Source organism: Aeromonas sp. 30P (assembly GCF_051919805.1).
Classification (GTDB): domain Bacteria; phylum Pseudomonadota; class Gammaproteobacteria; order Enterobacterales; family Aeromonadaceae; genus Aeromonas; species Aeromonas veronii.
In genome coordinates this window covers 2669079-2680771 of the sequence record NZ_JBQBEA010000001.1, presented here as the reverse complement: position 1 = coordinate 2680771, position 11693 = coordinate 2669079, and the positions used below count along the sequence as shown (strand labels likewise).

The window sequence follows — 11693 nt, the reverse complement described above, 5'->3', positions numbered from 1 at the left end:
AATTGCATAGAGAAGGCACCTTGAATCGAGAGTGGATGGCATGAAGATTTACGTAGGAAATCTGTCGTACCGGATGACGGCCGACGAACTGAAAACCCTGTTCAGCCAGTTTGGGCAGGTCGACAAGGTTGATATCATCATCGACCGCGATACCGGCCAGTCAAAGGGGTTTGGTTTTATTGAAATGCCGGTCAATGGTGATGCCGAAAAGGCCATCGCTGGTCTGCATGGCACAGAAGTCGGTGGCCGTACCATCACCGTCAACCAGGCCAAACCGAAGACAGATGCTCCCCGTGGTCGCCCGCAACAGCGCCACCGCTAAGGTACCTCGGCAATAAAAAAACGGCATGGGTTTCCCCCATGCCGTTTTTGTTTCTGGACGTTTTGCTGTTATCAGGGGACGTCGTAACCGAGCGCTGCCTTGCGGATGCGGAACCACTGCTGGCGATTGAGGGCGATGGATTCGGCGGCCACGGCGGCAGCAATCCGCTCCCGTTTGCCGGAGCCAATCAATGGCAGCGGCTGGCTTGGCAGCATCATTACCCAGGCGTAGACCACCTGCTCGATAGTCTGGGCACCCACTTCCTGACGGATCTGCTCCAGTTCGGCACGCAGCGGGGTATAGGCGTCATCGCTGAACAGTCGGCCGCCGCCGAGACATGACCAAGCCATCGGCTTGATGCCAAGCTGCTGGCACTGATCCAGGGTACCATCAAGGGTCCCTTCCTGATGAAGCGGCGAGATCTCCAGCTGGTTGGTGACCAGCGGGAAGGGGAGGCGCGATTGCAGTAGCTCGAACTGACGGGCGGTGAAGTTGGATACCCCGGCGTGCTTGATCTTGCCCGCCTGTTTCAGGGTGATAAAGGCGTCGGCCACTTCATCTGCGTTCATCAGGGGATCAGGGCGGTGGATCAGCAGCAGGTCCAGATGGTCGGTGCCGAGCTTGCGCAGCGAGGCCTCGGCGCTGGCGATGATATGGTCCTTGCCGGTGTTGTAGTGGTTGAGAGCATGCTCCGGCTTGGCGGTGAGGGCGATACCGCACTTGGTGACGATCTCCATCCGGCTGCGCAGGGAAGGCTCGAGGCGTAGGGCGTGACCAAAGGCCTCTTCGCACTGGTAGCCACCATAGATATCGGCGTGATCGATGGTGGTGACCCCCAGATCCAGATGATATTTCATCATATCGAGCAGAGCGGCCGGAGAGAGCTGCCACTCCATCAGGCGCCAGTAACCCATGATGAGGCGAGAGAAGGTGGGGCCTTGCGGATGCAGGGCGACACGGGATACAGACATGGTTGACTCCTTGAAAAACACGATGCGAAAACGATGTGCAACATAGATGACTGCGGGCATCTTGGCCTCATGTGGCTGGCAAAGCAATAATGGGCAGTGGCATGATTCGAACTTTGGTTCTGATCGCAGAGTAGGAGAGAGAGTTGGATGGAAGGATTTGCCGAGCGCTTGCAGAGCCTGATCGGGGAGATGAGCGTGAGCGCGTTTGCCCGCAAGGTGGGGCTCAGTGAAGCGCTGATACGCAAATATTTGAAGGGAGCCGAGCCTGGCCTGGCGCGGGCCAACCAGATCGCCATGGGGGCCAACTGCTCGCTGGAGTGGCTGGCAACCGGCTGCGGTTATCTCTACCGTCAGGCGGAAGTGGTCGACAGGGAGGCGCTGGCAGCGGCGCAGCTACTGCTGGGCGAGCAGCAACCCGGGGTGGGGCTGCCCGATGAGGAGGCACTGGTCACCCTGCTCGCCTATTACCAGTTTTTGCGCACCCACAAGAAAGCGGACGGTTTTCTCGACTTGGCGCTGGCGCGGGAGTTTGGTCGCCATCTGGGGGAAGCGTGATGGGGGGCATATTACCCTTTGGTCGTGTCACGGCCGGTTGATTATTCTGATACGCTCTAAGCAAGATAACTCTCCATGGAATGGGCGATGAGCTACTTGATCCTCGGAAGTGGTGCGCTGGGCTCGGCGCTGGCAAGAGAGCTGATGGCAAGGGGGGAGTCCTTCCTTCTTGCCGGGCGCACCTATCCAAAAGGGATCGAGATGGGGGCTTTCTTCCCGTTGCAAGAGGTGGACGCCATCTCGTTCGACGCCCTGTTTACCCTCTACGACACCGATCCGCTTCCCACTGTGGTGATCAACACCATCGGCCTGTTGCACGATGTCAGCTTTATGCCAGAGCGGCGGGTCGAAGAGGTGCACCCCAAGTGGCTGTGCGACAGCCTGCTGGCCAATGCCTGGCCAACACTGGCGCTGGCTGCCCGTTTCAGTCGGTTGATGGGCAATGGCCATCCGCTGTGGCTCTGTGCCATCTCTGATCTGGCGGGCTCCATCACCTCCAATCTGGAGGGTGGGCGTTACAGCTACCGGATGAGCAAGGCGGCCCTCGACATGGGGGTGAAAACTCTGGCCCTCGAGTGGGCGCAACGTTTCCCGCAAGCGGGGGTGGTGGCGGTGGCGCCCGGCTTGATGGACTCCCCGATGAACACCCCCTTTCTGAGTGAGTTGCCTGCGGAGCAATTGCAGGAGCCTGCCGAGGTGGCGGTGAAACTGCTCAATCTCATCAAGGGGTTATCGTTGACCCAATCGGGCCAGCTACTGGATCTCAACGGTCAGCCGCTACCCTGGTAAATCCCGCCTGCGGGTTCTATGGACGTCTATTGGCTTCACATTCTGCTCATGCGCCCCTTGCCAAGCGAGGGGCGCATGGCTAACGTCACTCTCCTGTTTCAGGAGGGATCTCATGCGCTATATCGATTTACGAAGTGACACCGTCACCCAGCCTACTGACGCTATGCGTCAAGCCATGCTCCACGCCGAAGTCGGTGACGATGTCTATGGTGAAGATCCGGGCGTCAACGCGCTGGAGGCCTTTGGGGCCAGATTGCTGGGCAAACAGGCGGCGCTGTTTGTGCCGTCCGGCACCATGTCCAATCTGTTGGCGGTGATGAGCCACTGTCAGCGCGGTGAGGGGGCCATCCTCGGCAACGCCGCTCACATCTATCGCTATGAAGCGCAGGGGAGTGCCGTGCTGGGCTCCGTAGCCCTGCAACCCTTGCCGATGCAGCGCGATGGCACGCTGGCATTCGATGATATCAAGGCTGCGCTGGCCCCTGATGATGCCCACTTCGTCCAGACTCGCCTGATCTGCCTTGAGAACACCCACAACGGCAAGGTGCTGCCGCTCTCCTATCTGCAGGAGATGGGGGCATTTGTTGCTGAACGTGGCTTGAAGCTCCATCTCGATGGCGCACGGCTTTTTAACGCCGCCGTGGCCAGCGAGACCCCGGTCGAGGTGATCGCCGCTCCATTTGATAGCATCTCGATTTGTCTCTCCAAGGGGTTGGGCGCACCGGTGGGCTCGCTGCTGGTGGGCAGCCACGATTTCATCGCCCGTGCGCGCCGCCTACGCAAGATGCTGGGAGGTGGCATGCGTCAGGCGGGGATTCTGGCGCAAGCCGGTCTGTTTGCCCTCGAGCAGCATGTGACCCGCCTGGCCGATGATCACCGCCGTGCCAAACGGCTGGCCGAAGGGTTGGCTGCACTGCCGGGCATCGAGCTCGACCTCTCGCTGGTGCAGAGCAACATGGTGTTCCTGCGGCTGCGTGAGGGGGAGTCTGCCCCTTTGCTGGCCTTTATGAAGGAGAGGGGGATCCTCTTCTCCGGTTACGGCGAGCTGCGGCTGGTGACCCATCTGCAAATCAACGATGACGATATTGAAGAGGTGATCGACGCCTTCACCGAGTATCTCGGAGCGCGTTGAGACGGCTGGTCAGGTAGAGGTTATACCAAGACCTGTTCATACCGAAATAACAGAGGGCGCCGCGGCGCCCTCTGTTATTTGCTGCAAGCTCAAGCCTGCCGCTGGCCGCTCATCAGCATGGCCTCATCGGTGGCATCGTAGATCATCACCGCGATGTGGGTCACCTGACCGCCGAAATCGGCTAGTGGCACCAGCGTCAGGTTCTGGAACATATGGGGAGCCGAGCCGGTAATGGGGCGATAGTTGGAGAAACGCAGCAGATAGGGCTTCTGCTCCCAGGTGCTGAAGGCGCGGTTGTTGAGCTTGAAGACCATGTTGGCCTTGCGCTCGAACCAGGCTCTGTCCACATCGGGGAAGATCTCGAACAGTACGCCATCGCGCACGTCACTGGCCAGTCGGCCGCTGTGGCTCTCCATAAAGCCGTTCCACACCTGTACCTTGTACTCCTTGTCGAGCACAACCAAGCCTACGTCCAGGTTCTGGACTATGTTCATCAGCCAATGAAATTCACGGATTTCCATAGTCACTCCTAGAGCATGTGCATGATTTTGTTGTTCATGGTGGCGATGGAATCTTCGGTAAACAGCAGCAGCAGATCACACTGCACCGCGTAATCCTGGATCCGGTAGTTGATCTCGATGGCGAGCGTGCGGCGCCAGCGACTCTTGTTGGTGTTGATCAGCTCGTTGATGGGTCTGTGCTGGCCGAGCACCACCGGGTGCCCCTGACTGAAGGGGGTGTCGAGCTGGTTGGCGTAGCCGCGCAGGAAGGCGCCGATCAGCACGTTGGCGGTATCCATCAACAGCTCCAGTTCGGCGGTGCGATCCAGCGTCCCCTGATGGTTCATCAGCTTGGCCAAATCTTTGAAGCTGGAGTCATGGAACAGGATCAGCGCTTCACCGGCGATCCCCGCTCCGATAAACCCCTGACAGACGGCGGAGAGGGTATCTGAATCCGCAGCGGCCGAGAGGGCCATGTGCAGCTCGGAGACCTCCAGCACGTTGACGTTGGGGATAGGCAGTACCACGAAGGCGTTGAGCAGCCGAGCCAGCAAGTCGGCTGCCTGACCCATGGAGACGTTGGCCAGCTCCTGATAGACATCGCGGATTTCGGGGGTGATCTTGACGCCTGCATCGGCTACCACGCCGTTTGGCTGCAGTTCGGGGACGCTTGCTTGACCGCTCGGGGCGGCACTCCAGAAATCATGCTTTTTGAGCAGGGCGAGCAGGGTTTCTGGGGCGGCGGGTTTCTTGATGAAATCGAGCGCCCCCAGCCCCATGACCCGTTGATAGGCCTCTGGTTGGATATCCCCGGAGACCACGATCACCTTACTGCGTAGACCCTCCCGTTGGAGGGTCTCCAGCACGCCGTAACCGTCCATCTCCGGCATGGTCAGATCGAGGAAGATGAGATCGCCATGACCCATCAGCACCTGTTCGATCCCTTCGAGACCATTGGCTGCGTAGTGCAAATCGACTTTCCAGTCGGCCGGGAGCGCCCGCGCCAGCTGTTTGCGGGCGAACCCGGAGTCATCACATATCAATACATTCATGGCGTTAGGCAGGCTCTGTTGGCAAGGGATGCTATAAGTGTGGCCCGCTAACGGTCAGATGCAATGGGTGAGGCTATCACCTTGTGAAAATTGGTTGTCCCACTGCCGATTGCGATAGCGTGCTGAGTATTTTTCAACAAATTCAACGAACATCTTAACACGCAACGGAGCGAACTGGTGCTGGCAACACAACATGTAGAAGGGGCGATTGCCGGTTTGCCAGTCGGTCAGTACCGGCACCAGTTGCTCGTCATGGAGGAAGCTGCTCAGATAGTGCAGCGGGGCGTTGACGATCCCCAGATGACGCCGGGCTGCGCGTACCGCGGCCTGGGTCTGGTTGACGGTCAGTTTGGCGCTGCGTTTGATGCAGACGCTCTGGCCATCCTTGTCGGTCAGCTGCCAGTGCTGGTGAGGCCAGCAGTAGATGAGATCATGCTCTTCCAGCTGGTTGGGATGGGAGGGAGTGCCCTTCTTGGTCAAATAGAGTGGTGAGGCAAACAGGCCGTACTCGATATGGCCGAGACAGATCGCATTGGGCAGCGACTGGGGCAGCTCACCGTTGAAGAACACCAGATCCCGATCATTGTCGAACAGGTGCTGGTGATCATTGGTCTGGGTGATATCGAACTGTACCTCGGGATAGTGCAGCCCGAATTCGGCCAGCATATCGATGAGGATGGTGTTGGAGAGCGCGATCGGCGCAGCTATCCGAATAAGCCCGGTGATATCGGCCTCTTGACCCTGGATCTCGCTGGTGGCCTGCTCGATTTGTGCGAGTGGCGTGCAGAGACGTTCGTAGTATCTGAGGCCATCATCGGTAAGGCGGAGCTTGCGGGTAGAGCGATGTAGCAGGGAGCAACCCAGTTGCTCTTCCAGCTGGGAAATGCGTCGACTGATGGTGCCTGTTGGCATGCCCAGTGCGGCTGCAGCGTGGGAGAATCCTCCCTCTTGCACCACCTTGACGAACAGGTAGAACTCTTCGATGTGCTTCATAAACGCTGTTCTGGGTGTAACAAGGGGGCAACCATAAAAAGAGCGTTCCGGGTTGGCAAGGTTAATTCAGCGTTTAATTGATCTGGATTCGATTTCTGTTGATACCAGTTCTCCACCCGCCCGTCATCTCAGTTTCTCCGAGCTGGTGATTATTCCGGCACGATGCCAAATGGTACTGCGGCAGTGATGTTTGCCATATTCCCTGATTTGTTCCGCTATAACCGCAGGCGAAGGCCGATATTGCAACCTGATGGAAGGGCGCCGGGTTGCTCTGCGTACTCAGCCGGGGTGGTTTGCCATCTACAGCCAATGTGATGCAGATCATATATTCGGGTTTTGCTCATTGCCTGTTGAAAAATGAATTTGGGGTATATCAATTCCGCCTTAGTGAACTATTTTTGTCCGTTTTGGCGTTTTTTTGGCTGTTTATCCATCCGCTTGGTTAATTAATGGAAGCTTTGTGACAGAGAGTGATGACTATTTCCACCATTGATTTAAATGTTAATAACAAATTTGTCGCAGCAAATATGCAATCGCTCTTTCAAGGTCTCGAGTGGATAGCTCTTAGTGCTTGTTTTTACTGGGGAAAAAAGTTAAAAATCGACTATATGATTCGCCTGGATTAACAGGGTCCTTGGCTGAGTCCTTTGTAGTATTGCCGTACAGGCTGCCCTGTTGTTGATATCTGAAATAGTTTTGTCCGCTCTTGGCTATGTGAAAAGGGATAATGGCCGAGAGGTATTTGCACCTTGCATTCTGCAGCTAGCGGTTTGCCAGATCTGTTTTCCGGTTAACCAGTGACCATCCAGCATGAATGACCTTGACCAGATGAATACGCTTGACGAACGGTTACTGAAGACGATGGATGTTCTGCATACCCCGATCTGGGTTTATGACATCGAGCATCACCATATTTTCTGGGCAAACAGCGCCGCGCTCTCCGTGTGGGAGGCGACGTCTCTCGACGAACTCTGCTCCCGCGACTTCTCTGCCGATATGGCAACCGCCATCGATCTGCTGCTGCAGCGCTATCTGGGTGATTTTCAGCAGGGGCGCAGTTACAACGAGTGGTGGACCCTCTCCCCAAAGGGGGTCAAGAAGCAGATCTATCTGCGCCTCTCTGGTATTCAACTGGCTGGCCGTCTGATGATGATGACCGAAGCGGTGCTCGACTCCGATACCCTCTATCAAGAGTCCTCGCTGGCAACCGGCGATACCCTTGCCTGCCTGTTCGATAGCCATGGTGTGTTCGAGAGCGGCAATTATCACTTCGAAATGTGTTTTGGCCACCAGATCGCCAAGCTCTCCCAGGTTTTCTCCGGCAATGATGACAGCTTCTACCAGAAGCTCTCCCGTCTCGATGAAGTGGTGACCGAGGGGGAGTGCCGAACCCTCAAGGGGATGCGCTGGTTCCAGTATCAGTTCCGCTATATCCAGCAGGGGGCCCGCATTCTGCTCACCATGCGGGATATTACCGATCGCAAACTCGAAGAGCTGGAGCATCGCCACCTCGCCTGGCACGACTCCCTGACCGGCCTGCTCAATCGGTATGGCTTGATGAAATCCCTTGAGGCCTATTGCGGGCTGGGGGAGCGTTTCGCGTTGGTGTTCATGGATCTGGACAACTTCAAGCTGGTCAACGACAACTACGGCCACAAGGCGGGAGATCGCCTGCTGGAGCGGGTCGCCGGTCGCCTCAAACAGATTTGCCCGCGGGATGTGGAGCTGGCTCGCCTCGGTGGCGATGAATTCACAGCACTGGTGCCGCTGGGCAATCAGGGGGATCGGGCACAAGAGGTGGCCGATCAGATGCTCTCCCAGATGACCAAGCCGCTGCAACTGAGCGGGCTGCCGGAGGTGACCATCGGTGGCAGTATCGGTATCGCCATTTATCCCGATGATGCAGATGACGGGGACAACCTTATCACCCGTGCCGATATGGCCATGTATCAGGCCAAGCAGATGGGGCGGCTGCGCTGGCAGCGTTTCACCCCCAGCATGCAACAGACCCTGCAGCGCAAGCTCAATCTCAAACAGTTTCTGGCCAAGGCCATCGGCCGTCAGGAGCTGAGCCTCTGTTACCAGCCGCAGGTCGATGCCGCCAAACGGCGTCTGATCGGTTACGAGGCCCTGCTGCGCTGGTACAACCCGGTGCTCGGCCATGTCTCGCCGGTGGAATTTATCCCGCTGGCCGAAGAGATGGGGCTGATCCGCGAGATCGGCAGCTGGGTGCTCTCCACCGCGCTGGCACAGGTCGCCAGCTGGCAGAAGCGCTTCCATCAGCGGGTGCCGGTCTCCGTCAACCTCTCCGGTTTCCAGCTCTCGTCGGCGTTGCCCGGGCAAGTTCGCCAGCAGCTGGAGCTGCACGGGGTGGATGCCTCCCTGTTGACGCTGGAGCTGACCGAAACCGTGCTGATGCTCGATATGAAGGGGTGCCTCGGCATTCTCGACGATTTGAGCGAGCAGGGGATCAAGATTGCCATCGACGATTTCGGTACCGGCTACTCCTCGCTGGCCTATCTCAACCGGTTGCCGATCAACAACATCAAGTTGGATCGCTCCTTCGTGGTCGGTCTCAACTTGCCGGTGATCCGGGCGACTGCGGCCATGGCTACCAATCTGGGGTTGGGGATCATGGCGGAAGGGGTGGAGGAGCCTCACGAGCTGGCCGCCCTGCAGACCCAGGGGTGCCATGTGTTCCAGGGATATCTGTTCAGCAAGCCGCTGACTGTGGCGCAAGTCGAGGCTAGCGGTTTTGTGGTTGAGTGCCTGGCTGGGCGTTATCCACTGCTAGATGCCGTAATGGCAGAGTAACAAGTGTGCGTTAGGCCACAACTTGGGATTTTATTCCGCAATATTTAATCAAAATTAATCATTCTTTTGCGATCGGTCATGAGACGGATTGGCTGGAATTGCTAGCATGCGACCTCGTTTCTAGGGAAAGGAGTATCGCAATAATGAGTCATGCTGCTGTCAATGACCGTCCGGCCAGCCCTCCCAAGGGTTGGCTGAACCGTTTCCTCAATGGCGTCGAGAAAGCCGGGAACAAATTACCCGACCCCGCCATGCTGTTCCTCTACGCCTTGCTGATCGTCTGGGTCGGCTCCTGGGTGTTGTCACAATTCCAGTTTGATCTGGTCAACCCCCGTACCGGGGAGGCGGTAGTGGTCAACAACCTGCTGACCGGTGCCGGTCTGGCCGAGTTTCTCTCTACCATGGTCACGACTTTTACCGGCTTTGCCCCGCTCGGGATCGTGTTGGTGGCCATGCTCGGGGTCGGGGTGGCCGAGCAGTCCGGTTTTATCAATACCGGTCTGAAAAAGTTGCTGAAAGTGACGCCTGCCCGTTTTCTCACTCCCATGCTGATCCTGGTAGCGATCGTCAGCCACACCGCCGCAGATGCGGGTTATGTGCTGGTGATCCCCATCGGTGGCATCATCTTCCACGCTGCCGGACGCCATCCGCTGGCGGGGATCGCCGCTGCCTTTGCCGGCGTCTCAGGCGGTTTTGCCGCCAACTTCCTGCCCTCCGGCGGGGATGCGCTGCTGCAGGGTTTTACCCAGTCCGCCGCTCAGTTGCTCGATCCTGACTACATGGTCAACACCCTGTGCAACATCATATTTACCGGTGCCTCTTCGTTGCTGATCATCTGCGTCGGCTGGTTCGTCACCGAAAAGGTGGTGGAGCCGCGCCTCAAGCATGTGGCGCTCAACGAGGATCTGGAGAGTGCCGACGAGATGGGGCGCTACAGCGCGCAAGAGAGCCGGGCCTTCAACTGGGCCGGGTTTGCCATGCTGGCGGCTATCGTGCTGCTGGCGCTGGCGCTGGCCCCGAGCGATTCACCGCTGCGTGCTGCCGATGGCTCCCTGACCACCTTCGCCGCACCGGTGATGAAGTCCATAGTTCCGCTCATTTTCCTGCTCTTTATCCTGCCCGGGATTGTCTACGGCTTTGTCGCAGGCAGCTTCAAGAGTGGCAAGGATGTGATCGACGCTATGTCGGCCACCATGAACAAGATGGGCTCCTACATGGTGATGGCCTTCTTCTGCGCGCTCTTTATCAAGGCGTTTGGCGACTCCAACCTGGGCACCCTGCTGGCCCTCTCCGGTGCCGAAGTGCTTCATGCGCTGGCGCTGCCCGGTGAAGTGACCATCGTCGGGATGATCCTGCTGACCGCCAGCGTCAATCTGGTGGTGGGGTCGGCTTCGGCCAAGTGGGCGCTGATCAGTCCGATCCTGGTACCCATGCTGATGGCGGTGGGGATCTCCCCCGAGCTGACCCAGGCGGCCTATCGGGTCGGGGATTCCGCCTCCAACATCATCACCCCGCTGATGGTCTTCTTCCCGCTGGTAGTGGTCTATTGCCAGCAGTATGTGAAGAGCACCGGGATCGGTACTCTGGTCTCCATGATGCTGCCGTACTCGCTTGCCTTCCTGGTGAGCTGGACGATTTTCCTGCTGCTCTACTGGGCGCTCGGCTTCCCGCTCGGGTTGCAAGCCCCTTACGTCTATCCGGCCCCTTAAGCTGGGTGTGCGAGGGAGCCTTGGGCTCCCTCGTTTTTTTCGCTATGGTGTTACCTCATTTTGGAGGTGCCATGAATCAGACCATCGATCTTATCCTTTCCCATCGCTCCATTCGTCAGTTCACTGCCGAGCCGATCGCCCCGCAGCAGCTGGATGCCATTCTCGCCGCCGCCCAGTCCGCCTCAACCTCGAGCTTTTTGCAGCTGACCAGTATTGTGCGAGTCTGCGAGCCCGAGGCGCGTCAGCAGTTGGCCATGCTGGCGGGCAATCAACCCTATGTGGTGCAGGCGGCCGAGTTTCTGGTGTTCTGCGCCGATTACCACCGCCACACCCAGATCGTGCCCGAGGCCCAGACCGGCTATGCGGAGCAGTTGCTGATCGGAGCCATCGACGGCGCTCTGATGGCGCAAAACGCCTTGCTGGCGGCGCAGTCGCTGGGGCTGGGCGGGGTCTATATCGGCGGCATTCGCAACCATCCGGCCGAGGTGAGCGAACTGCTCGGCTTGCCCCATCAGGTGATCCCGCTGTTTGGCCTCTGCCTTGGCCATCCTGCCCAGCAGCCGGAGCAGAAACCCCGTCTGCCCAGGGGATTGGTGGTACATCAGGAGCGCTACAAGCACGAGCTGGATCGCGACCTGCTGGCCCGGTACGATCAGCAGATCGCGGACTACTATCAGGCCCGCAGCAGCAACAACAAACAGCAGACCTGGAGTGGCCAGATCCGCGCCATTCTGGGCAAGGAGTCCCGCCCTTTTATGCTGGGCTTCCTGCAATCGCGGGGCTTTAACCTCAAGTAATGGCGCTGATGGGCGATACTATGGGGAGGTGACCGTCATGGTCATCATCCCCTGATCCT

Annotated in this window: 11 protein-coding genes; 7 read left to right on the top strand and 4 right to left on the bottom strand. The window is 58.3% G+C overall.

The genetic code is table 11. From position 1 onward, the window contains the following. The first annotated feature begins 40 nt into the window (after window positions 1–40). Window positions 41–322, top strand: coding sequence for an RNA recognition motif domain-containing protein (locus ACTG2B_RS12370; RefSeq protein ID WP_005337180.1), 282 nt, complete (start codon window positions 41–43; stop codon window positions 320–322). Window positions 323–393: 71 nt separating this feature from the next. Here the strand turns inward: ACTG2B_RS12370 and ACTG2B_RS12365 are convergent, their stop codons facing one another. Next, on the bottom strand, window positions 394–1293 hold the full coding sequence (locus ACTG2B_RS12365) for an aldo/keto reductase (protein ID WP_439995952.1): 900 nt from the start codon (window positions 1291–1293) through the stop codon (window positions 394–396). A 147-nt stretch (window positions 1294–1440) separates the two neighbouring features. Between ACTG2B_RS12365 and ACTG2B_RS12360 the strand changes: the two genes are divergently transcribed. The 3 genes from ACTG2B_RS12360 (at window position 1441) to ltaE (ending at window position 3769) form a co-directional block, all read left to right on the top strand. Continuing rightward, window positions 1441–1848, top strand: coding sequence for a helix-turn-helix domain-containing protein (locus ACTG2B_RS12360; protein WP_005351138.1), 408 nt, complete (start codon window positions 1441–1443; stop codon window positions 1846–1848). 87 nt (window positions 1849–1935) lie between these two features. Beyond that, window positions 1936–2637 carry an SDR family oxidoreductase gene (locus tag ACTG2B_RS12355; protein ID WP_439995950.1) on the top strand — a complete coding sequence of 234 codons (702 nt, stop codon included), beginning with the start codon at window positions 1936–1938 and terminating at the stop codon, window positions 2635–2637. Between the two features lie 112 nt (window positions 2638–2749). Next, window positions 2750–3769, top strand: a complete 1020-nt coding sequence (gene ltaE / locus ACTG2B_RS12350) for a low-specificity L-threonine aldolase (protein ID WP_005351141.1) — start codon at window positions 2750–2752, stop codon at window positions 3767–3769. A gap of 89 nt (window positions 3770–3858) precedes the next feature. Here the strand turns inward: ltaE and ACTG2B_RS12345 are convergent, their stop codons facing one another. Genes ACTG2B_RS12345 through ACTG2B_RS12335 form a run of 3 tightly spaced genes read right to left on the bottom strand, consistent with a single transcriptional unit; the run spans window position 3859 to window position 6314 of the window. Beyond that, window positions 3859–4290, bottom strand: coding sequence for a PAS domain-containing protein (locus ACTG2B_RS12345; RefSeq protein WP_179214422.1), 432 nt, complete (start codon window positions 4288–4290; stop codon window positions 3859–3861). An 8-nt stretch (window positions 4291–4298) separates the two neighbouring features. Continuing rightward, window positions 4299–5321 (bottom strand): response regulator, encoded by a 1023-nt coding sequence (locus ACTG2B_RS12340; protein WP_157160969.1) that lies wholly within the window; start codon window positions 5319–5321, stop codon window positions 4299–4301. 54 nt (window positions 5322–5375) lie between these two features. After that, the gene (locus ACTG2B_RS12335; RefSeq protein WP_005337171.1) at window positions 5376–6314 is read right to left on the bottom strand and encodes a LysR family transcriptional regulator; all 939 of its coding nucleotides are present in this window, start codon (window positions 6312–6314) and stop codon (window positions 5376–5378) included. 861 nt (window positions 6315–7175) lie between these two features. On the opposite strand from ACTG2B_RS12335, the gene ACTG2B_RS12330 reads away from it, so the two are divergent. From ACTG2B_RS12330 to nfsA, 3 genes are all read left to right on the top strand, one after another. Next, on the top strand, window positions 7176–9128 hold the full coding sequence (locus ACTG2B_RS12330) for a putative bifunctional diguanylate cyclase/phosphodiesterase (protein WP_439996937.1): 1953 nt from the start codon (window positions 7176–7178) through the stop codon (window positions 9126–9128). 143 nt (window positions 9129–9271) lie between these two features. Continuing rightward, entirely contained in the window at window positions 9272–10837 is a 1566-nt protein-coding gene (locus tag ACTG2B_RS12325; protein WP_439995948.1) for an AbgT family transporter, read from the top strand. Window positions 10838–10908: 71 nt separating this feature from the next. Then, window positions 10909–11634 carry an oxygen-insensitive NADPH nitroreductase gene (nfsA, locus tag ACTG2B_RS12320; protein WP_439995946.1) on the top strand — a complete coding sequence of 242 codons (726 nt, stop codon included), beginning with the start codon at window positions 10909–10911 and terminating at the stop codon, window positions 11632–11634. Window positions 11635–11693: the final 59 nt, after the last annotated feature.

Excerpts from the sequence above, each read along its gene's own strand:
- ACTG2B_RS12370 (WP_005337180.1), top strand. The coding sequence starts at position 41 with ATGAAGATTTACGTAGGAAATCTGTCGTACCGGATGACGGCCGACGAA.
- ACTG2B_RS12365 (WP_439995952.1), bottom strand. The coding sequence starts at position 1,293 with ATGTCTGTATCCCGTGTCGCCCTGCATCCGCAAGGCCCCACCTTCTCT.
- ACTG2B_RS12360 (WP_005351138.1), top strand. The coding sequence starts at position 1,441 with ATGGAAGGATTTGCCGAGCGCTTGCAGAGCCTGATCGGGGAGATGAGC.
- ACTG2B_RS12355 (WP_439995950.1), top strand. The coding sequence starts at position 1,936 with ATGAGCTACTTGATCCTCGGAAGTGGTGCGCTGGGCTCGGCGCTGGCA.
- ltaE (WP_005351141.1), top strand. The coding sequence starts at position 2,750 with ATGCGCTATATCGATTTACGAAGTGACACCGTCACCCAGCCTACTGAC.
- ACTG2B_RS12345 (WP_179214422.1), bottom strand. The coding sequence starts at position 4,290 with ATGGAAATCCGTGAATTTCATTGGCTGATGAACATAGTCCAGAACCTG.
- ACTG2B_RS12340 (WP_157160969.1), bottom strand. The coding sequence starts at position 5,321 with ATGAATGTATTGATATGTGATGACTCCGGGTTCGCCCGCAAACAGCTG.
- ACTG2B_RS12335 (WP_005337171.1), bottom strand. The coding sequence starts at position 6,314 with ATGAAGCACATCGAAGAGTTCTACCTGTTCGTCAAGGTGGTGCAAGAG.
- ACTG2B_RS12330 (WP_439996937.1), top strand. The coding sequence starts at position 7,176 with ATGGATGTTCTGCATACCCCGATCTGGGTTTATGACATCGAGCATCAC.
- ACTG2B_RS12325 (WP_439995948.1), top strand. The coding sequence starts at position 9,272 with ATGAGTCATGCTGCTGTCAATGACCGTCCGGCCAGCCCTCCCAAGGGT.
- nfsA (WP_439995946.1), top strand. The coding sequence starts at position 10,909 with ATGAATCAGACCATCGATCTTATCCTTTCCCATCGCTCCATTCGTCAG.